Raw genomic sequence first — 21,043 nt, 5'->3', positions numbered from 1 at the left:
ACGGCCCCACAACGGGTACTCCCGCCCACTCTCCCCACCCACGAGGATGGTTCAACACCACTCGTCCCGGGGACGACGAGCGGCACCGAGGACCAGGGACTCCCCGAGGGACAACACCATGACGATCGCCGGGGAATCGGCAGGTGTCGAAGCACGCCGCCAGCGCAGCCACGCACAGGAACTCCGACGCCAGGCACACGACGCCGAACAACGTGCCGCCCGCTTCGAGATCGCCGAACGCACCGAGAGCGAGACCGCCCAGCTCCTCGCCCCTCTCGCCGGCATCGGCTACCACCTCCTCGCCGACCGCCGCTGGCCCGGCAGCCGCACCGCCCAGGTCGACATGGTCGTCGTCGGCCGCGCCGGCGTCTTCATCGTCGACACGAAGGCCTGGCGCGAGGTCGCGGTCCACGGCGACCGGATCACCCGCGGCCAGGAGGACGTCACCGACGACATCGCCCGCCTCGCCGACCTCGCGTACAGCACCGAGGCCACCCTCGCGGACATCGGGCTCGCGCCAGGCGAGGTCCACGCCGTCGCAGCACTCGCCGGCCAGAAACGCATGCACGCCCGCGTCGCCTCCGTCGACGTCGTCGGCACGCACGACCTCGTCGGCCACATCACCAAGCGCGGCGCACGGCTCTCGGCATCACGCGTCGACGAGGTCCTCGCGGCGATGCTCACCCACTTCCCCGTGATCGGCGAGGACGCAGCGACACCGCCGCAGATCGTCGTCCCCGCGGCCGTCCTCCCCCGCGAACCCGCCCCGACGATCGCCACGCTCGACGACGAGCTCACGGACCAGCTCCTCGACGGCGTCCTCGAGGCACCCATCGAGGACTGGATGGCCTTCCTCGAGCCCGCCCAGGCGAAGCTCGTCCGCCGCAGCTTCAACGGCCCGGCACGCATCCGCGGCGCCGCAGGCACCGGCAAGACCGTCGTCGGCCTCCACCGCGCCGCCTACCTCGCACGCTCGACCGGCGGCCGTGTCCTCTTCACGACGTACATCGGCACGCTGCCGAAGGTCCTCGAGTCGCTCCTCGAGCGCCTCGCGCCCGACATGGTCGGCCGCATCGACTTCATGGGTGTCCACGCGTTCGCCACGCGCCTGCTGAAGGAACGCGGGATCGCGTTCCGCACGCCAGGACGGGAGGCGCGACTCGCGTTCGACGACGCCTGGAACGCGATCCGCGCCTCCAGTCCATTGCGGTCCTCACGTTTCTCGCGCTCCTACTGGGAGGACGAGATCAAGCACGTCATCAAGGGACGCGGCCTGACGCGCTTCGACGAGTACGCCGACCTCGCGCGCGTCGGGCGCAAGCACGCGCTGCCCGTGGAGACGCGGCAGGCGGTGTGGGACCTCTACGAGGCGTACTCGCGCGAGCTGCGCGAGCGGCGCGCGCACGACTGGGAGGACATCGTGCTCCTCGCGCGCGACGCGGTCGCGGCGGTGCCGCTCGAGCGGTACGACGCGGTGATCGTCGACGAGGCGCAGGACCTGTCGTGCGCGATGGTCTCGCTCATGCACCACCTCGTCGGGGATCGCGCGGACGGGCTGACGCTCATCGGGGACGGCCAGCAGACGATCTACCCGGGTGGGTACACGCTCGGCGAGGTCGGCATCCGCCTCTCCGGACGCGGTGTCGTGCTCGACGTGAACCACCGCAACACGGCGGAGATCCTCGAGTTCGCGAAGGAGATGGTGGCGGACGACCAGTTCGTCGACATCGAGGGCGTGGACGGCGTCGGCGATGCGGTGTCCGATGTCTCGCGCTCCGGTCCCGCGCCGGCGTTCCACCGGTTCGCAAGCCGCGCCGAGCACGACCGTTCCATGGTCGCGCGGCTCAGCGAGGTGCTGCGGCTGATCGGGACGGGGCACGGGGACGTGGGGATCCTCACGGCGACGAAGCGGCAGGCGGACGACGTCCGGGGCGTCCTGCGGGATGCCGGCATCCCCGTGATCATGCTCGACGAGTACTCCGGCAGGACGTCCGACGCGGTGCGGGTCGGCACCGTGAAGCGGGCGAAGGGGCTCGAGTTCAAGCAGGTTCTGTTGGCGCACGTCGATCGTCGGCTGCTGGATCCGGAGACGAGTGAGCCGTCCGAGACGGAGCGGGAGCGGCGGGAGCGCGGCCGTCGGGAGTTGTACGTGGGGATGACGCGGGCGCGGGACGGGCTGTGGGTCGGGGTGCGTGGTGGAGCGGGGAGCGGTCGCTGAGCGCAACGCCGGTTCAGTCGGGTTCGTCCAGACCGTCGAACGCAGCGATCAGCGCTCGGGTGACGTCCCGGCCCGCGGACGCGACCTGGCGCACGAGGACGGCCGAGGAGTTCGTGTGCTCGACGCGCCGCCCAAGCTGCTGTGTCTCGATCCGCGCGAGCTCGCGCGCCCAGATGATGTCGTATGTCCGCGAGTCGAAGAGGACGAACAGCGCGATGTCGAAGTCCCATGACCGGAACGCTGAGAACGGTTGCGATCGCCTGTCGGCGGGGTCGACGAGGCGGGCCTTGACCTGAACCCGCTTGCCGTCATCGGACAGCAGGTCGTAGCTCTTCTCCGAGTTCGGAGCGAGTACTCCACCGAAGGCGCGGAGCGCGATCGTCTCGGCGAGGTCGCCGAGCGGCGCGTTCCGCGTCCGCACGAGCCCGCGCCGCAGAAGCTCGTCGACCACTGCAACCGATGCGGCGAGCAACTGCCGAATCGACAGAGCGGTGGGATCGAACGGTAGGACGGGCGGCTTCACGGTTGCACTGTACGGCCGGGACTATCGGACAGACGTCTCGACCGGCTTGAGCCGGGAGAGGCACTGGGTCGGATTGTAGGCACCGACCGTCGCCGTCACGCCGAGGTTCGTGCCCTCGCCGATCGTGTCCGGCACGTCGCCCGTGTAGTGCATGTCGAACGTCGTGTTGACGTCCTCGAACTGGAACGACGGACCTCGGTTCGACGTCGTGCTGTAGTCGCCGGCGCCGATGAGCATGTCGTAGCGCGTGGCGTAGCTGCCGTGGTTGTTCATCTTCAGAATCGAACCGTCGAACGCAATCGTGCGTCCTTCGTACTGCTTCGCAAAGGCGTCGATCGACGGGTCGCAGTTGTCGCCGAGCTGCAGCAGCGCGGCGAGCTCCGGCGAGTTCGCTGCAGTGAGGACGGCTGGCTCGGCCTGGGGGTCCGACCTCGGCGTGGCTGACGGCTCCGGCGTCTCTACGCGAGATCCGGCCGTCGAGCTGGCGGAGGGCGGGTCCGCTACAGCGTCACTTCCACCGTTGCTGTCGTCGTCAAACACCCCCGTCGCACCGAGGACGATCACCACGACAATCGCCGCGGCGACTCCCCCGCCGATCACGATGGTTCGGCGGGAGAGTTTCCGTACCGGTCGCCGGAGGAGGAGCTCGGACTGCAGCCGGCCCTGCTTCTGCGAGACGACCTCCCATCCGTCCTGCTCCCAACGTGCTGCCGTGCGCGCTTCCATGCCACGGACGCACTTGACCGTGCGTGTCTCGTACCGAACTGCCTCGTCGGTCATGCGTTCCCCGTTCTGATCCGTCGCCGATGCTCGCGACCGCCGAAGCCTATTGGGAGCGATGTGGACGACCGATACCGAGATCCCCGTCCGGGTGGGAAGTGCGCCTTCCGTTCGGGATCGCGCATCAGCGGTGTGCGTGACGGTCGAGCGCCTCGAGTACCGCTCCGGCAGTTCGCCCGTCAGTGAAGGCGATCACGTAGGTTCGCCCGTCTCGCATCACGAACCGCACGCCTGCGTCGCCGCCGACTGAGTAGAGACGACCTCGGCTCGCTCTCGCCGATCCCTTGATCCCCCACCCGCCGTACTCGGCGTACGCGTCGATCTGGACGAGATCCGCCGTCTGGATGTCTCGACGAACCAGGCGCGTTCTCCAGAACGGTGCCAAACCGACCGTGACGTGGTCGGGTGAGCACGTCACGAACGCGGCGGTCCTGGCTGCAGATGACGTCGCCCACGCCAGAGCACCGCTGACGGCTACGAGCACCACGATCGACGGGAGGTCGAACTGTCTGCGCGCGGCCTCGGCGACAGCAATCACGACGACCGGGGCGAGCACGATCACCGTCGCGAAGAACGCTCCGCGACCCGCGAAGCTGCGGAAGGAGCGGTCAACCGCTGACATGCTCAGCCCCCTGTGCGCGTCCGAGGCGCCAATGGATGACTTGCGCGAGACTCGTGGCTTCGTGGGGTCGCACGAGGAGCAGGACGTCCGCGGCGATCATGATCATCGAGAAGCTCCAGAGTCCCATGAGGCAAGCGATCGCGAGGTGGAACACCACGGCGAGGAGCAGGAACAGTCTCCTCGCCCGCTGCGGCAGGAAGACGGCAGCGACCAACGCGAGCTGCAGTGCGAGCGTTCCGTAGGTCAACACGACCGTGAACGGCAACCACGCCAGAGCAGATCGAACGACATCACCGATCGGGGCGGGTGGAGCGAACACCGGGTTCTGCATCCAGTACCACAGCGCAGTGCCGTCGGACCACTCGAGTACCGCGAACTTCGCGACGCTCGCTTGGAAGTACACGCCCATCATCTGCAGCACCCACAACCCGACAGCGGCGTAGGCGATGCTCGGGACCCACGGGCTGCGACGCCCGTACCTGCTGTCCCGCGACCAGTGCCAACGGCGCCTATCGAGCAGCAGGATCGGAACGAGGATGAGCGTCAAGTTCGCAGCGAGGTGTTCGCCACCGTCGACGGCGGTGCTCGAGGCCATCAGGCTCCACGTCACCCACCAGTGCGGGAGAGCGGTGACCGCCGGGAGGATCCCCGTGATCACGAGTGCGAGCACGATCACCGCAATCCACCGCGCCGGTTCGAGCTGCCCGTTCGAGGACCCGATGCAGAACAGGGACATCCACGAGGTCGCATTCGCACAGTTCGTGCCGCTCGGGAACGTGGCGCTCCGAAAGAAGAGCTGATCGGTCGGCGTGAGCACGAGCGTCAGCAGCGCTGCCGCCGCGAGGATCGAACGGACGAGTCCCAACACCGGAGAGAACGGGCTCACGGCGGCGATGTATCGTGCCCAAGCGGAGTGTCCGCTGCCTTCTGTGCGTCGGCACGCTGCCGCGATCGTCGTGGCCGTCATGCGGCATCGCCGAGATGGCGGCACCGAACATCTGCACGGATGGCCTTCGTCGGAGCGTCGTACTCGAGGCCGGCGAAGTCGATCGAGATCGGACTGATGTCGAGCAGGAGTACCTCGCCACAGAGTCGCAGGTCGTAACCGTCCGCGGTCCACCGCTGCACCCCTCGCTCCGACTCCGCTCGCCTCGCACAATCCGTGGCGGAACTTCCGGTGCAGTCGGTCCAAAGTTCGTCGATGTCCGTTCCACCGACGATCTGCGAGACGTCGTACTCGTCCAGTCGCGACGCGCGATCGAAGCCGAATGCGTTCTCGAGGGTGGCGTTCGGTCCTCGGGAGACCGGCTGCCATCGACCCGTCTCCGCGCGGGCCCATGCCTGCGTGATCGGCTCGCGCGGGTCACGTGTGAAGAAGCCCCACCCTTGCGGCGCGACCTCGCCGACGATCTGGAGTCCGTCCGAGACAAGGCCGGTTGCGTGCGTCTTCACGGGAAGAGATGCGAAGCCGACCGTGGCCACGACGGCGACCGCCGCCGCCGCCGCCGCCACGGTCGTCGTGGTGACGCGGGAACTCACGCCGGCAGCGCCTGGCCGACGCGCGTCGCGTTCGCCAGGAACTTCTCGTGCTTCACTCGCTCGGTACCCGTGTCGGCGCCTCGTCCACAGCCGACCCAGGCACCGCACCAGGCGTACACAGACACGAGCACCGCTGCCGCAGCCGTGATCGCGGCGGCATTGTGGACAACCGCTCCGGCGTACACCGCGAACGCCACCGCCGCGACGCACGCGGCGACTGCGCCACACATCGGTACGACCGCGCTCGAGCTGTACTTCTGCGTTGCTGCCTCGAGTTCCTCCGCCGAGTAGGTCTCTTCGACGTACGACTCGAAGGCATCGCCGAGCGTGCGGAATCCGTCTTCGACCGTGTTCACCGAGCCCGAGCGGATGTCATCGACTGCCTGCTCGACGGCCGAGGCTCGGGACGCGACGAGACCGTCACGTGCGTCACGCGCGTAGGTCTCGATGCGCTGAAGTTCGTCTCCGGAGAACACCGTGTCGATGCTCGTACCGAGTTGCTGAGCGACCGGCCCGACACCGAAGAGCGCGCCGTCGATGAGCAGCAGGTCTTGATCAGAGAGGCCACTCTGCCCAGCCGGCTGATTGGTTTCGCGTTCCGTGGCCACGGCCGGCGGCGCGACGACCAGCGCCGCGACCAACGAACCGACGACGGCCAGCCCGACCGCGCCGGAATGCGCTCCGCGAAATGAGATCGTGATCATGATTCCCTCCCGGCGGAGCAACTGCGCTCCACTCACAGAGGGACGGTACTGATACTTCACTCACCCGGCAAGTGATATTCACATTTCTGCACGCTCGGCCGAGGCCTCACCACGTCAACACGAACCGCCCCCGCGTCCCCCCAGCCTCGAGCCGCTCATGCGCCTCCCGAGCCCGCTCCGCCGGCAACACCTCCGCCACCCGCGGCGTCACCGTCCCACTCTCCACCGCATGCCGCAGCTGCTCGAGCTTGTCGAACGACCGGTACTCGGCGAACACGGCGATCTGCTCGAACCGGATGCCACGAGCCCCGTTCCCTTCCCACCCCCGCACGTCGAGGAACACTCCCCCGTCGCGCACGGCATCGACCACCGAAGCCCGCTGCACCGCAGCATCGGCGAGCGCATCGACCCCGTCCGGCACGAGGCCACGCACCGCAGCAGCGAACCCGTTCCCACGCGCCACGATGTGCGCCGGCCCGAGCGACCGGACCAGCGCTTCGTCCGCGGGAGCAGCATCGGCGATGACGGTGAGTCCGGCGGCAACACCGAGCTGCACGACGTAGTTCCCGAGCAACCCCGCAGCCCCGGTCACGGCGAGCGTCTGCCCGGGAGCGAGCCCCGCCCGCGAGAGGATCTGCAACGCCGTCAGCCCGTTCATCGGCACCGTGGACGCGAGCGGAAGAGACGTCCCCCGAGGGATCCGCGTGAACGACCCGACCGGCGCGACGAGCTCCTCGACGTAGGCACCACCGTGGGCGCTGAGCGGCAGCGCGATCGCCATGACCTCGTCGCCGACCTCCCACCCGGAAACGTCGGGCCCGACCTCGTCGATGACCCCGGCGGCGTCCATCCCCGGCACGTACGGCGGCGACGCCTGCGAGCTGTCCCGCTGACCGGCACGCACACCGGTGTCGGTCGGGTTCACGGCGAACGCCTGCACCCGGATCCGCACGGATCCCGCACCGGCGTGCGGCTCCGGCACCTCGTGGACGGCGAGGGCCTCCGGCCCTCCGAACTGTTCGACTCCTACGACCTTCACCGTTCCGGTCTACCGGACGTCGATCGGCCGTACCCAGCGAGCGGGCCGGTGGCGGTGGTCGGGCCGCACCATCCGTCGGACTGGAGGCGCGGATCACCACCGACCCGCGCCTCCAGTCCGGCACTGGGCCGGCTACACGGCGGGGGCGAGCGCCAGCTGCTCGCGCGCCACCACGGCGTCGGCGGCCGGGGGCCGGCCGTACGCCTCGCGGTAGTCCCGCGAGAAGTGGGAGGCGCTGCGGTAGCCGACGGCGGCCGCGGCGCGGGCGGCGGTGTCGGCGTGGAGGACCATGCGGCGGCGCGCTTCCCCGAGTCGGGTCCGCTTGAGGTACTGCGCGGGTGACATGCCGGTGGCCTGCTTGAAGCGGGCGAAGAGGGTGCTCTCGCTGACGCGGAGTTCGCGGGCAAGGCGCTCCATCGTCCATGGTTCGTCCATGCGCCCGGTCAGGAGTGCGGTCGCCGCCGTGACCAGTCCGGCGTCGGCTCCGGCTCGGTCGAGTGCTGCGGTGATGCGTGGCGCCTGCGCGGTCTGCAGCAGGCGGAGGACGATCTCGCGCGAGACGAGGGGGAACAGGACGGGGATGTCCTCGGGGGCGTCGAGCAACGCGAGCAGGCGGCTGACGGCATCGGCGAGCGGGGCCGTCCACGTGCCGAGTCGTGGGAGGTCCGTGCGGCTGGTGCTGGAGATCGTGCTCGACATCGACGCGACGACCTCACCGACGACGACCGGGTCGAGCTTCCAGACCGCCGAGACGAAGCCGTCGTTGCCTGCCGTGTCGAGCACCCCGGCGACCACGGGCAGGTCCACCGGCGTGATGATGAACCGCTCGCGACCCCAGACCTGGTCGTCGTCCCCGACGATCGAGCGCTTCCGGCCGCGGAGGACGACGGACAACGACGGCACGTACCGCCGGTCGAAGAGTCCGGTCGGCTCGTGGACGCGGGATACGGTCAGACCCAGTGCTTCGGCCCGCTGCACCGAGGCGGGACGGGCGACGGTGTCGACGGTGGACGCCCGGTCGAGCACGGCGGCGTGCCGCGAGGCCACTTCCGCCGCGCGGTCGAGGTGCTGCGCCGTGCGATCGTCCACGTGCCCACGCTACGCAGTTCTCCCGGCGCCGAAGAAGTCGTGCGGGATCCGGCAAGATTCCCGCTGGATCGGGCAAGGTGCGGGGCTGCCCGGGGATCGAGCATCGATGCATGACCACTGCACTCCACGACCAGACCACCGTCCGCACTGCCCTCGTGACCGGCGCCTCGAGCGGCATCGGTGAGGCCATCACCCGCGAGCTCGCGGCCGCCGGCATGACCGTCGCCGTGCACGGCCGCGACGCCGTCCGCACGCGTGCTGTCGCCGACGACATCGAGCGCCGGGGTGGCCGAGCCCTCCCGCTCGTGGCGGACCTCTCCGCGGGCGGTCCCGACGTCCGGGCGTTCGCCGCCGCGGCCCGGGAGCTGCTCGGCGGTCACGTCGACGTCCTCGTGAACAACGCCGGCGTCTACCCCGGCGGTCCGACGGAGTCCCTGTCCGACGACACCGTCGACGCGCTGCTCGCGACGAACGTCCGCGCACCGCACGTCCTCGTGGCGGCGCTCGCCCCGGGGATGGCCGCGCGCGGGTCCGGCGTCGTCGTGAACATCGGCTCGTGGATGGCCCGGGTCGGGGTGCCGTTCATGGGCCTCTACCCGGCGACGAAGGCCGCGGTCGAGCAGCTGACCCGGGCGTGGGCGGCCGAGTACGGGCAGCGCGGGGTGCGGGTCGTGACGGTGGCGCCGGGGGCCACGGCGACGCCGGGGAACGCGGACTCGGCGGACGTGCTCGCGGCGATGACGCAGGGGACGCCCGCGGGGGTACCGGTGCAGCCGGTCGACATCGCCCGCGCCGTCCGGTGGGTGGCGTCGGACGAGGCGGCGTTCGTGAACGGCGGGACGCTCGACGTCGACGGTGGGATCGCGTCCACGCGCCTGCGCTGAGGGCACATCGCTGCCCGTCAGGGTGCCCCGGACGGGATGCAGTCGCTCTCCACCAGCAGCACGTTGTCGGCCTTGAGCCACGAGATCGTGGCGTCGGCGGAGGAGACACTGAGCTCGAGGCGGCCGTTTCGCTCATCGAACCCGGTGTGGTCGCCGTCGGTGTCCCACGAAGCCCGGAGCGCCTTCTCCGCACTTGAGCGATCGACCTCGTCTCCGAGTCGGATGCGCTCGTGGAAGGCTCGACACGTGTTGCCCAGCGCGGTGGTGCCACTCGTGGACCAGGTGGTCGTCCGCACCGTGCTCGGCTCCACGTCGAGCAGCTGCAGCGCATCGTCGACGTACTCCTGCATCTCCTGGCCCGCTTCCTCGGCCGATCCCGGGCCGTAGCCCGAGTCCAGGTCGTCGAGTTCCTCCTGCCGCTGCTGCTGTGCGTACCTGTCGGCATCGCGGGCAGCCCGCGGGAGGATGTCGAACGACGGGACGATGACGAGCAGCACGACGGCGATCAAGCCGACGCCCGCGACCACGGTCGCTCCCGACGCAGCGACCTCCAGGACGCGGGCACGGAGCGCTCGTATCCCGGCGATCAGCGCTGGGACGGTGGCGAGCAGGCCGATGACGATTGCTACGATCTGCGGTCCGGCCGCGGCCCCGCCGTCGCTCGTCGATCGCCACGCGGAGCTGATCTGCACCACAAACGACAGGAAGAGTGCGATCAGGACTCCGATCGGCGCGACGACGATCCCGAAGATCAGCCGGTTGCGCCGGAGCCGCAGGTCGTCAGCCGTCGTGGACTCCCCGGCGGTGGACTCGGGTTCGCCGGCCGTCACCGGTAGTCGTCCGGGTCGCCGAGGACGCAGCGCGAGTCCACGTTGACGTGCGCGCGGACCTTGGTGGCTGCCATCGAAGCACGGGGCTTGCCGTCGGCTCGCGCCACCACGGCGTAGACCTGACCGGTCTCCGGGTCCATCTCCGTCTGGGTCTTCGACAACTCGTAGCCCTCGCGCTCCCAATGTTCGCCGGCTTGCGCGACGAGCACGCCAGGAGCGGCCGGCGCTTCGACCGCGACGAAGTAGCTGAACTGCACGGCTCGCACCCCATCGATCCGGCAGTCGAAGACGGCCGGCTTCGGCACCTCTTGCGGCCACGTGTCCGGAGCCAACGCGAGCGCGGATCGGAATTCCGCGATTGCCTCCGCCTTTGCCTCGTCGATCGTCATGGGCTGTCCCGCTCTCGTCGTCCCGCACCCGGAGAGCGCGAGGCTGGCAGCAGCGGCCAGGATGGCGACTGCGATGGTCGTGTGCGCGCGCGTCGTCATCGGATTCACCGTAGCGTCGCCTTCGCCGTCTCGATCAACGTGTTGGTGTCGAGGTCGAGGTAGCCGTGATCTGCGTCGTCGGCGCCGTTCGGGTTCACGTACAGGTCGTGCACGTTGACCGCGGAGGATCCGTTGACGTGCGACGCGTCGATCTCGGTCGCGCCGAACGGTTTGAAGGTCGGGTCGATGCGCTCGGGGTAGCTCAGGACCTGTCCGATGTGCGCCACGTTGAACCGTTCTTCGGCCTGCGCCGCGTACATGCGCTCGGCGTGGATCGCTCCGGCGTTCGGGATGTGCCCGGGGATGCCCGCGGAGCCCAGTGTCACGAAGCTGCCCACGCCGAGATCGGCACGCTCGTGCAGGGTGATCGATGCCGTCGTCGATCCGTACGAGTGCGCGACCACGTTGAGGTGCGCGTCCGGCCGGGTCGCTCGGAATCCACCGAGATCCGCGGCGAGACGGTCTGCCCCTGCCGCCGCGTCAGCCAATCCGAACACGCCGAGATCGCCTGTCGTCAGCGCGTTGCGCGGCGCGTCGTACCCGATCCACGTGACCATCGCGGTGTCTCGTCCCCCCTCGGAGAGCTGCTGCGTTGCGATCACGTTGGAACTCGCCTTCATCAGAACGGTCGTGTCCTCGAGGGTGGTGCCCATTCCGGGCACGAGGTAGCTGACGTTGGCTGCCGTGTCGAGGTCGCCGATCGACACCGCTCCGAGGGGAGGCTGCCCGTCGATGAACGAGACGAATTGCCGAGCCATGCCGTCCACGTCGCGGAGCGTCGTCCGCGATGCAGCGATGAAGTTGTCCAGAGCTGCGAGCCGCTCCGCGGCGTCGTCGAGCTCCTGCTGCGCCGCACGCCGAGCGCTCGGTCCCGCTGCGTGCAGCGCCTTCCGCGCCGCGTCCACGTCGTCCTGCGCCCGCGCGGACGCCCGCTGCGCGCTCAACCGGTTCGCCTGGTCCCGCGCCCAGTACGGCACGCCGATCAGGTTCCCGATCACTGCCGGCGACGCCGTGATGAGCGCGTCCTGTGCCGCCGAGTGCTCCCCCGCGGTCCCCCGACCACCGAGTCCGTCCCACCACGCCTGCACGGTCTCTGGCGGCATCCCGGCGAGCCGATCGGCGACCGACGGGTCCTGCGCCGCCAGGACCTCGGGCGGCATCGCGGCGACGGCAGCGAGGAAGTCGGCGTCGCTCATCCTGCCGAGCGTCCCCGAGTACGAGGGCGCCACGCCGAGGACGTCGGTGGCGGACAGCCCGGCCGACGCAGCACGGTCCGCGGTGGCCCGTCGTTCGACGAGCGCGTCCCATTCCGCCTGCAGTCGCGACGCCGTCGCCGCGAGGTCGTCCGCGTCGGACCGCAGCCGTCGGGCACGCCGTCCGTCAGCCTCGGTGGCGTCCTTCCCCGCGGCGGCCACCACCGCGGCCGAGAGCGACACGGTGTTCGCAGCGACTTCCATGGCGTTCGTCATCTGTGCCGCACGGATCCGCTCCGCCTCGTCCTGGATTGCCCGCACGTCGTCGGCGTAGGTGTCGAGTACGTCGATGGCCGCGTCGAGCCGGCCGATGATGCGTCGAGCCGCGCGCGGGACGGTGCCGACGGTGACGGAGAAGCGATCCTTCGAGGCACCCCTCCAGTCGTCCGCATCCTCCGCGGCGCGGGCGACGCCGTGGGCTCCGGCGCTGAGGTCGTCCTGGTGGTCGGCGAGGCCACTCGAGAGCTTCGCGACGGCACCGGGGTCGCCGGCGAACGGGTCGGCGGTCATCACTTGCCGCCGACCTTGCCCGCGAGCTCGGCGTCAGCGTCCTGCACGAGCGACTTCGTGTCGTGCGCGTACTGCGCGAGCGTTCGGCTCGTGTCCGCCAGCCATCCGGCCGAGCGTTCCTGTGATGCACGGAACACCGTGAAGGCGTCGGTGACCTCGTCCGCGCCGAACGCTCCGCCGTCGGTGGGCACCGAGGCGTTGGCGAACAACTCCTGTGCTGCGTCCAGCGCGTCGCGCACGCCGTCGAGCGTGGCGTACGAGACCCGTAGATCAGCCATCGTCTCCCCCGTCCGTCGCAACGCCCTCCGTCGCGATCCCACCGGCAACATATCAGTATCGGCAGGTCGGACGAGTCGTTGTGCACAGATCGGTGCCCATCGGCGGTGCGCCGGCATCCTCCGATCGGAGGATGCGGGTCGAGCCACCCGGCCGAGGCACCACCGGGCACGACCGGCCAGGCTGGACCCATGCCCGACACCCCCGCCATCGAGGTCCACCACCTCACGAAGCAGTACGCCACCGGCAAACGCGCCGTGGACGACGTCTCCTTCGGCATCCCCCGCGGCGAGACCTTCGCGCTCCTCGGCCCGAACGGCGCCGGCAAGACCACCACGGTCGAGATCCTCGAGGGCTACCGCACCCGCACCGACGGCGACGTCCGGGTGCTCGGCCACGACCCCGCCCGCACGAGCCGCAGCCACAACGCACGCATCGGCATCGTCCTGCAGACCAGCGCCGAGTCCCCCAACGTCACCGTCGCGGAACAGCTCCGGCACTTCACGACCTTGTACCCGCGGCACCGCAGCGTCGAAGAACTCCTCGAGAAGACCGGGCTCGAGCCGCAGCGCAACACCCGCATCAGCAGACTGAGCGGCGGCCAGCGTCGCCGCGTCGACGTCGCCCTCGGCATCATCGGCCGCCCCGAGGTCCTCTTCCTCGACGAGCCCACGACCGGCTTCGACCCGGAGGCCCGGCGCCGCTTCTGGGACCTCATCGACGAGGTCAAGCGCGAGGGCACGACGATCCTGCTCACCACGCACTACCTCGACGAGGCCGCACACCTCGCCGACCGGGCAGCGGTCATCGCCGACGGCAGGCTGCTCGACATCGCGCCGATCGACGAGATCGGCGGCGCCGAGGCCCGCACCCCACGCGTCAGGTGGCGTGACGACGTCGGCGAACCCCACGAACGGCGGACGAACGAACCGACCGCCCTGATCCGGAGCACCCCGGAACCCATGCACGACCTCGAAGTCATCCGCCCGTCCCTCGAGGACGTCTACCTCGGAATGGTCGGCCACCGATGAGCACCGCGACGACGAACACGAGCACCGCGAACGCCGCCACGATCGGTGCGCACCGCATCGGCTACGAACTCCGCTCGTACTTCCGAGCGCCCGACGCCGTGTTCTTCACCTTCCTCTTCCCCATCGTCATGCTGGCGCTCTTCTCGGTCGCGTTCAGCAGCGCGCCGGACATCCAGGCGGGCCCGAACGTCAGCGTCGACTACGCCACGTACTACCTGCCCGGCCTGGTCGCGACGGGCATCCTGCTGTCCGGCACGCAGTCCCTCGGTGTCGACATCGCGGGCGAACGCAGCGACGGCACGCTGAAGCGTCTGGGCGGCACACCCCTGCCGGTGGTGAGCTACTTCATCGGCAAGATCGGCATGGTCCTCGTCACGACGGTCGTGCAGACCGCTCTGCTGCTGGCGATCGCGAGCCTCGTCTTCGGCGTGGACCTGCCCACCGACGGCGGCGCGTGGGCGCACTTCGCGGGCATCATGCTCCTCGGGGTCGCGACGAGCTGCGTCCTCGGCATCGCGATCTCGGCGCTCCCCCGCGAGGGCCGCCGCGCCACCGCCACCATCGTCCCCATCGTCCTGGTCCTCCAGTTCATCTCCGGCGTCTACCTCCCCTTCACGCAGCTCCCCGACTGGCTGCAGAACGTCGCGTCCGTCTTCCCCCTGCGGTGGATGGCGTCCGGCATGCGGTCGGTCTTCCTTCCCGACGCGTTCGCGTCCGCCGAGCCAGGAGGCGCGTGGCACCTCGGCCTCGGAGCCCTCGTCCTGACAGCGTGGCTGGTCGTGGGCGCGGTGGCCTGCCTGCTGACGTTCCGGTGGAATCGCAAGGACGCGTGATCCGGCCTGTGGAAAACCGCTCGGCGGCACCCGGGCGATGGGATGCTGAGGCCATGGACCGCATCACGGCGCACCGCAACTGGGGCCTGCACGTGGCGTTCGGCGTCACGATCGCCCTCGTCGCGGTGATCACCGTGCTCGGGTGGTCCCCGTGGGCGGACCGCTGGCCCGCGTTCGCGATGCTCGGCGTCCTCGCCGTGGCCTACGCGGCGTACGGCTGGCGCGGCTACGAGGTCCCCCGCGCTGCCGCCGGCTTCGTCCCGCTGCTGGTACTCGCGGCGCTCGTGCTCCCCGCGGTCGTCCCGAGTACCGCGCTCGTGCAGTGCATCCTCTTCCCCGTCGCGTGGTGCCAGATCGACCGGACACGGACGGCGGTGGTGGTCTCGGTCGCGATCGGCGTCGCCGCGGGGGTCGGGCTCCAGATCGCGAGCGGCCCGGACAGCCTCGTCAGCACGGTCCTCATCGAGGGCGTCAGCATCGCGGGTGCCTGCGCGCTCGGACTCTGGATCACCCGGATCGCCGAACTCTCCGACGAACGACGCCGCCTGCTCGACGAACTCCGCGCGACCCAGGACTCCCTCGCCGAGGCGCACCGCAGCGCCGGCGTGACGAGCGAACGCGAACGCCTCGCCCGCGAGATCCACGACACCGTCGCACAGAACCTCGCCGGCATCGTCATGCTCACCGAGCGCGCCCGCGGGGACCTCGCGGCCGAACGTGTCGATCGACTCGACGAGCGACTCACCATCCTCGAGGAGTCAGCCCGCGCAGCACTCGAAGAGTCCCGCACCCTCGTCGCGGCGGGTGCAGCCGGGGTGGCGGGCGACGGACTCGGCGCCGCCCTGCACCGCCTCGGCGAACGGTTCACGCGTGAGACCGGCGTCCCGGTCACGGTCGAGGCAGCGGACTGCGCGCTGGACCGCGACACGCAGGTGGTGCTGCTCCGCGCCGCCCAGGAGGCACTGGCCAACGTCCGCGCGCACGCCCACGCCGCCACGGCGCGGGTCGCACTGCACGTAGCAGCCGACCGGGTCGGCCTGCGGGTCTCGGACGACGGCGTCGGCTTCGACGCGTCCCTCCCGACCGCCGGCCACGGGTTGCGGGGCCTGCGCGAGCGGCTCGCCCTCGCCGGCGGCACCTGCGCGATCACGAGCGACACCGGACGTGGCACCGTCGTCGAGGTGACGTTGCCCACCGGCGCCGAACCGCGCCTCCCGGCAGTCGACGCACCACTGACGGAGGTGCACCGGTGATCCGCGTCGTCGTGGCGGACGACCACCCCATCGTCCGTGCCGGCATCGTCGCGCTGCTCCAGGACGCCGACGACGTCGAGGTGGTCGGGCAGGCGAGCGACGGCGAGGCGGCGGTCGCGATCACGCTCGCCGAACGACCCGACGTCGTCCTGATGGACCTCCGCATGCCCGGCCTCGACGGCGACGACGCGACCGCGCGGATCCTCGCCCGCGAGCCGGGCGTCCGCGTGCTCATCCTGACGACCTACGAGTCGGACGACCAGATCCTCGCCGCGATCGAGGCCGGTGCCGCGGGGTACCTGCTCAAGGCGGCGCCGGAATCGGAGATCCTCGCGGGCCTCCGCGCGACGGCACGGGGTGGGACGGCACTCGCACCCTCGGCCGCAGCTGCCCTCGTCCGCCGGGCGACCGGCAAGCCCACGACCGGGCCGACCCTGTCGCCGCGCGAGCTCGAGGTCCTGCAGCTCGTCGCGCAGGGCAACTCGAACCCGGCGATCGGCCGCACGCTCTTCCTCAGTGAAACCACCGTCAAGACGCACCTCGGGCACGTGTTCGAGAAGCTCGGCGTGAACGACCGGACGCGCGCCGTGACCCGCGCGATGGAGCTCGGCCTGCTGCGCTGACCCCGCGCCCGTTCGTCCGTTCCTCCGTTCGTCCGCAAGGTTGGGCTCATGCGCTTCGACGAGGTCCTCACCCGCGCCGATGGTCCCGCGGTCGCCCAGGAGCTCGCCGCCCTCCGACGACCGGGACGAATGGTCATCGACGGCGTCCACCAGGAGGCACCGCGGGAGCACTGGCAGTTCCGGCTCGACATCGACGAGGCCCGGCAGAGATGGACGCTCGACCGATCGGAGCAGCCCACCGTCTCCTACCGCGACGGTGTCCTGCACGACGAGGACGGTCAGTTCGAGGACTCGTTCGAGCACAGCACGGTCGCCGGCACCGCCGTGCGGGTAGCCGTTCCCGAACTGATGCTCCGCTGGGGCCGAGGACCGGAGAGCTTCCACCCGGTCCTCATCCAGCACGCCGGCACTCCGTCCTGGTCACGTTCGAGCACCGTGGGGACCCGGCGGTCCGCACGACCCTGGTGGTCGATGAGCGCGACGGCGTCGCCCGCCGGTCCCTGGAGTACGGAGCGGCCACGATCGTCACCGGCGTGCGGACCGCCGAGCCCGACGACGTCCTGCCACCGGCGTCCTTCGAGCCCCTGACGGACTGGATCCGCCCGGACTACTGAGCGCGTGACCGTTCCGGTTCGCGATCCCCGAGGATCTCGAACCAGAGCCCTCACTGACACACGCCTCCGCAGCAGCGCACCATACGGCACGCAAACGCAGAAAACCCCTGACCACGTGGTGGTCAGGGGTTCCCTGGTATTCGTAACGTTGAGTCCGGCGGCGTCCTACTCTCCCACAAGGTCCCCCTTGCAGTACCATCGGCGCTGAGAGGCTTAGCTTCCGGGTTCGGAATGTGACCGGGCGTTTCCCTCTCGCTATGACCACCGGAACACCTTCGACCCAATCGCTTGGAAGTTCGAAAGCTGTTCCGCGCATGCGCGGTTTTCAGTTTCTTGTTCCCGATCGTCTGTCGGGAACCACAAAGTGGACGCGAGCCCCACACCGAAGTGTGGGAAATAGTTGTGTTGTCAAGTCTTCGGCTTATTAGTACCGGTCAGCTCCACGGGTCGTTAGTCCCCGCTTCCACATCCGGCCTATCAACCCAGTAGTCTGCTGGGAGCCTCTCACACTCAAGGTGCATGGAAATCTCATCTCGAAGACGGCTTCCCGCTTAGATGCTTTCAGCGGTTATCCGGTCCGAACGTAGCTAATCAGCGGTGCCCTTGGCAGAACAACTGACACACCAGAGGTTCGTCCATCCCGGTCCTCTCGTACTAGGGATAGATCTTCTCAAATTTCCAACGCGCGCAGCGGATAGGGACCGAACTGTCTCACGACGTTCTAAACCCAGCTCGCGTACCGCTTTAATGGGCGAACAGCCCAACCCTTGGGACCTACTCCAGCCCCAGGATGCGACGAGCCGACATCGAGGTGCCAAACCATGCCGTCGATATGGACTCTTGGGCAAGATCAGCCTGTTATCCCCGAGGTACCTTTTATCCGTTGAGCGACAGCGCTTCCACAAGCCACTGCCGGATCACTAGTCCCGACTTTCGTCCCTGCTCGACCTGTCAGTCTCACAGTCAAGCTCCCTTGTGCACTTACACTCGCCACCTGATTGCCAACCAGGTTGAGGGAACCTTTGGGCGCCTCCGTTACTCTTTGGGAGGCAACCGCCCCAGTTAAACTACCCACCAGGCACTGTCCATGAACCCGATCAGGGTCCTACGTTAGACATCCAGAGTGACCAGAGTGGTATTTCAACAACGACTCCACGAACACTAGCGTGCCCGCTTCACAGTCTCCCACCTATCCTACACAAGCCACACCGAACACCAATACCAAGCTGTAGTAAAGGTCACGGGGTCTTTCCGTCCTGCTGCGCGTAACGAGCATCTTTACTCGTAGTGCAATTTCGCCGAGTTCGCGGTTGAGACAGCTGGGAAGTCGTTACGCCATTCGTGCAGGTCGGAACTTACCCGACAAGGAATTTCGCTACCTTAGGATGGTTATAGTTACCACCGCCGTTTACTGGGGCTTAAATTCAGAGCTTCGCCCAAAGGCTAACCCTTCCTCTTAACCTTCCAGCACCGGGCAGGCGTCAGTCCGTATACATCGTCTTGCGACTTCGCACGGACCTGTGTTTTTAGTAAACAGTCGCTTCCCACTGGTCTCTGCGGCCTTCAACGCTCAGCGGAGCAAGTCCGCATCACGTGTCCGGCCCCCCTTCTCCCGAAGTTACGGGGGCATTTTGCCGAGTTCCTTAACCACGATTCTCTCGATCTCCTTGGTATTCTCTACCTGACCACCTGAGTCGGTTTCGGGTACGGGCGGCTGCAACCTCGCGTCGATGCTTTTCTCGGCAGCATAGGATCACTGATTTCCCCTTACGGGTACGCGTCGGATCTCAGGCATCTAGACGACGGATTTGCCTATCGTCAGCCCTACATCCTTACACCAGGATCACCTTACGGATACCATCGCCTGGCTCAGCTACCTTCCTGCGTCACACCTGTTCATACGCTAACCGCACCAGCATGGGGTCGAGCGTTAGACCGCACGCCATCACCCCGAAGGGATCCGGTCAATGCGGGTTAGGACTCTTAGCACCACTGGATTAGCTTGGGCGGTTGTTCGCCGGTACGGGAATATCAACCCGTTGTCCATCGACTACGCCTGTCGGCCTCGCCTTAGGTCCCGACTTACCCAGGGCGGATTAACCTGGCCCTGGAACCCTTGGTCTTTCGGAGGACGGGTTTCTCACCCGTCTTTCGCTACTCATGCCTGCATTCTCACTCGTGTAGCGTCCACGGCTGGATCACTCCGCCGCTTCACTCGCCACACGACGCTCTCCTACCACTCCGCACGACTGAACCACGAAGGCTTATCGAGTGTGCGAAATCTACAACTTCGGCGGTGTGCTTGAGCCCCGTTACATTGTCGGCGCGGAATCACTTGACCAGTGAGCTATTACGCACTCTTTCAAGGGTGGCTGCTTCTAAGCCAACCTCCTGGTTGTCTATGCAACTCCACATCCTTTCCCACTTAGCACACGCTTAGGGGCCTTAGTTGGTAGTCTGGGTTGTTTCCCTCTCGACGATGAAGCTTATCCCCCACCGTCTCACTGCTGCGCTCTCACTCACCGGCATTCGGAGTTTGGCTGACGTCAGTAACCTGTTGAGGCCCATCGGCCATCCAGTAGCTCTACCTCCGGCGAGAAACACGCAACGCTGCACCTAAATGCATTTCGGAGAGAACCAGCTATCACGAAGTTTGATTGGCCTTTCACCCCTATCCACAGCTCATCCCCTCCATTTTCAACTGAAGTGGGTTCGGTCCTCCACGACGTCTTACCGTCGCTTCAACCTGGCCATGGATAGATCACTTCGCTTCGGGTCTAGGACATGCGACTCAAATCGCCCTATTCAGACTCGCTTTCGCTACGGCTGCCCCACACGGGTTAACCTCGCCACATATCACTAACTCGCAGGCTCATTCTTCAAAAGGCACGCCGTCACCCCTACAAGGAGGCTCCGACGGTTTGTAAGCAAACGGTTTCAGGTACTATTTCACTCCCCTCCCGGGGTACTTTTCACCTTTCCCTCACGGTACTTGTCCGCTATCGGTCATCTGGGAGTATTTAGGCTTATCAGGTGGTCCTGACAGATTCACACGGGATTTCTCGGGCCCCGTGCTACTTGGGATACACATCCGGCCATAACACCATTTCGTCTACGGGGCTGGCACCCACTACGGCCCGGCTTTCAAACCGGTTCGACTATGATGCGCTGTAACCGCCCCAGTCCGGCAGAACTGAGCGACGTGTCCCACAACCCCGACCATGCAACGCCCGCCGGCTATCACACATGATCGGTTTAGCCTCATCCGCTTTCGCTCGCCACTACTCACGGAATCACATGTTGTTTTCTCTTCCTGTGGGTACTGAGATGTTTCACTTCCCCACGTTCCCTCTACCCGCCCTATATATTCAGGCGGGAGTCACCAGGTCACAAAAGCGCCCAGCGGGGTTTCCCCATTCGGAAATCCTCGGCTCACAGCTCGATTATCAGCTCCCCGAGGCTTATCGCAGATTTCTACGTCCTTCTTCGGCTCCAGATGCCAAGGCATCCACCGTTTGCTCTTAGAAACTTGACCACAAAGATTAAAATTGCGATCGACTCACAACAACAACAACCCGAAAGTCATCATCGTTCCGAGCGATCTAAGATGCTCGCGTCCACTGTGTAGTTCTCAACATACGATCGGCACCACACTCCCCCAGAAGCCATGCTCCCAGCATCATGCGGCCCACCGAAGAACCCAACCAGAACCCAAAAGGCCCCAGTCACGGCTCAACCCCCGACCATCACGGTCAGGAAGCCTGGTCCCTCAGGACCCAACAACGTGCACCAGCCGACCCGCTCACCCCCAACCCGTTCCAACCCGAACCACGAAGGCCCCGGCGTACTGAGATCAGGAAGCTGCGCTCCCGACTGCACTGTCAATGTTCCACCCATGAGCTACCGGCGAGAACGTTCGTCTCGATCCGGCGCC

General features: G+C 67.7%; 19 protein-coding genes and 2 rRNA genes. 7 read left to right on the top strand and 14 right to left on the bottom strand.

All coding sequences use genetic code 11. The features are described from left to right. Positions 1 to 118 precede the first annotated feature (118 nt). A complete protein-coding gene (locus QE359_RS10985) occupies positions 119 to 2,218 on the top strand; it encodes a UvrD-helicase domain-containing protein (RefSeq protein ID WP_309779181.1) in 2,100 nt (699 codons plus the stop codon). 13 nt (positions 2,219 to 2,231) lie between these two features. Here the strand turns inward: QE359_RS10985 and QE359_RS10980 are convergent, their stop codons facing one another. The 8 genes from QE359_RS10980 to QE359_RS10945 all read right to left on the bottom strand — a co-directional run bounded on the left by QE359_RS10980 (position 2,232) and on the right by QE359_RS10945 (position 8,514). Further along, positions 2,232 to 2,741, bottom strand: coding sequence for a DUF6998 domain-containing protein (locus QE359_RS10980; protein ID WP_309779180.1), 510 nt, complete (start codon positions 2,739 to 2,741; stop codon positions 2,232 to 2,234). A gap of 21 nt (positions 2,742 to 2,762) precedes the next feature. Further along, positions 2,763 to 3,521: a DUF4839 domain-containing protein gene (locus QE359_RS10975; protein ID WP_309779179.1), complete on the bottom strand. Its 759-nt coding sequence runs from the start codon at positions 3,519 to 3,521 to the stop codon at positions 2,763 to 2,765. A gap of 124 nt (positions 3,522 to 3,645) precedes the next feature. Next, positions 3,646 to 4,143: a hypothetical protein gene (locus QE359_RS10970; protein ID WP_309779178.1), complete on the bottom strand. Its 498-nt coding sequence runs from the start codon at positions 4,141 to 4,143 to the stop codon at positions 3,646 to 3,648. Continuing rightward, positions 4,130 to 5,029, bottom strand: coding sequence for a sporulation-delaying protein SdpB family protein (locus QE359_RS10965; protein WP_309779176.1), 900 nt, complete (start codon positions 5,027 to 5,029; stop codon positions 4,130 to 4,132). The genes QE359_RS10970 and QE359_RS10965 overlap by 14 nt, the downstream gene beginning before the upstream one ends. 77 nt (positions 5,030 to 5,106) lie before the next feature. Beyond that, positions 5,107 to 5,682, bottom strand: coding sequence for an SdpA family antimicrobial peptide system protein (locus QE359_RS10960; RefSeq protein ID WP_309779175.1), 576 nt, complete (start codon positions 5,680 to 5,682; stop codon positions 5,107 to 5,109). Continuing rightward, positions 5,679 to 6,386 carry a hypothetical protein gene (locus tag QE359_RS10955; RefSeq protein ID WP_309779174.1) on the bottom strand — a complete coding sequence of 236 codons (708 nt, stop codon included), beginning with the start codon at positions 6,384 to 6,386 and terminating at the stop codon, positions 5,679 to 5,681. Before QE359_RS10955 ends, QE359_RS10960 begins: the two co-directional genes overlap by 4 nt. Positions 6,387 to 6,492: 106 nt before the next feature. After that, positions 6,493 to 7,425: an NADP-dependent oxidoreductase gene (locus QE359_RS10950; protein ID WP_309779173.1), complete on the bottom strand. Its 933-nt coding sequence runs from the start codon at positions 7,423 to 7,425 to the stop codon at positions 6,493 to 6,495. 132 nt (positions 7,426 to 7,557) lie between these two features. Then, the gene (locus QE359_RS10945; protein ID WP_309779172.1) at positions 7,558 to 8,514 is read right to left on the bottom strand and encodes an AraC family transcriptional regulator N-terminal domain-containing protein; all 957 of its coding nucleotides are present in this window, start codon (positions 8,512 to 8,514) and stop codon (positions 7,558 to 7,560) included. Positions 8,515 to 8,624: 110 nt separating this feature from the next. Here QE359_RS10945 and QE359_RS10940 point away from each other — a divergent pair, with 110 nt between their 5' ends. Beyond that, complete coding sequence (locus QE359_RS10940) at positions 8,625 to 9,398, top strand: SDR family oxidoreductase (protein ID WP_309779171.1); 774 nt, start codon at positions 8,625 to 8,627, stop codon at positions 9,396 to 9,398. A 17-nt stretch (positions 9,399 to 9,415) separates the two neighbouring features. Here QE359_RS10940 and QE359_RS10935 read toward each other — a convergent pair whose 3' ends face one another. From QE359_RS10935 to QE359_RS10920, 4 genes are read right to left on the bottom strand one after another with little or no spacing between them, the layout of a single operon-like run. Then, positions 9,416 to 10,228 (bottom strand): hypothetical protein, encoded by an 813-nt coding sequence (locus QE359_RS10935; protein ID WP_309779170.1) that lies wholly within the window; start codon positions 10,226 to 10,228, stop codon positions 9,416 to 9,418. Then, positions 10,225 to 10,716 (bottom strand): hypothetical protein, encoded by a 492-nt coding sequence (locus tag QE359_RS10930; RefSeq protein ID WP_309779169.1) that lies wholly within the window; start codon positions 10,714 to 10,716, stop codon positions 10,225 to 10,227. The genes QE359_RS10935 and QE359_RS10930 overlap by 4 nt, the downstream gene beginning before the upstream one ends. 5 nt (positions 10,717 to 10,721) lie before the next feature. Next, complete coding sequence (locus QE359_RS10925; protein ID WP_309779168.1) at positions 10,722 to 12,479, bottom strand: alpha/beta hydrolase; 1,758 nt, start codon at positions 12,477 to 12,479, stop codon at positions 10,722 to 10,724. Further along, on the bottom strand, positions 12,479 to 12,757 hold the full coding sequence (locus tag QE359_RS10920; RefSeq protein ID WP_309779167.1) for a hypothetical protein: 279 nt from the start codon (positions 12,755 to 12,757) through the stop codon (positions 12,479 to 12,481). The genes QE359_RS10925 and QE359_RS10920 overlap by 1 nt, the downstream gene beginning before the upstream one ends. Positions 12,758 to 12,946: 189 nt before the next feature. Between QE359_RS10920 and QE359_RS10915 the strand changes: the two genes are divergently transcribed. The 5 genes from QE359_RS10915 to QE359_RS10895 are packed head-to-tail and all read left to right on the top strand — an operon-like array spanning position 12,947 to position 17,083. Continuing rightward, a complete protein-coding gene (locus QE359_RS10915) occupies positions 12,947 to 13,786 on the top strand; it encodes an ABC transporter ATP-binding protein (protein WP_309779166.1) in 840 nt (279 codons plus the stop codon). Further along, positions 13,783 to 14,619, top strand: a complete 837-nt coding sequence (locus QE359_RS10910; protein ID WP_309779165.1) for an ABC transporter permease — start codon at positions 13,783 to 13,785, stop codon at positions 14,617 to 14,619. The genes QE359_RS10915 and QE359_RS10910 overlap by 4 nt, the downstream gene beginning before the upstream one ends. 53 nt (positions 14,620 to 14,672) lie before the next feature. Beyond that, entirely contained in the window at positions 14,673 to 15,872 is a 1,200-nt protein-coding gene (locus tag QE359_RS10905; RefSeq protein ID WP_309779164.1) for a histidine kinase, read from the top strand. Further along, entirely contained in the window at positions 15,869 to 16,495 is a 627-nt protein-coding gene (locus tag QE359_RS10900) for a response regulator transcription factor (protein WP_070418542.1), read from the top strand. Before QE359_RS10905 ends, QE359_RS10900 begins: the two co-directional genes overlap by 4 nt. 48 nt (positions 16,496 to 16,543) lie before the next feature. Continuing rightward, positions 16,544 to 17,083: a hypothetical protein gene (locus tag QE359_RS10895; RefSeq protein WP_309779163.1), complete on the top strand. Its 540-nt coding sequence runs from the start codon at positions 16,544 to 16,546 to the stop codon at positions 17,081 to 17,083. A 178-nt stretch (positions 17,084 to 17,261) separates the two neighbouring features. On the opposite strand, the gene rrf is transcribed toward QE359_RS10895, so the two are convergent. Next, positions 17,262 to 17,378, bottom strand: a 5S ribosomal RNA gene (gene rrf / locus QE359_RS10890). A 135-nt stretch (positions 17,379 to 17,513) separates the two neighbouring features. Continuing rightward, positions 17,514 to 20,644: ribosomal RNA gene (locus QE359_RS10885) — 23S ribosomal RNA — on the bottom strand. Between the last annotated feature and the right edge of the window lie 399 nt (positions 20,645 to 21,043).

Source organism: Curtobacterium sp. SORGH_AS_0776, from assembly GCF_031453355.1.
In the GTDB taxonomy this organism is placed as follows: domain Bacteria; phylum Actinomycetota; class Actinomycetes; order Actinomycetales; family Microbacteriaceae; genus Curtobacterium.
The sequence above is the reverse complement of the archived record's forward strand: the minus strand, read 5'-3'. Positions and strand labels throughout refer to the sequence as shown.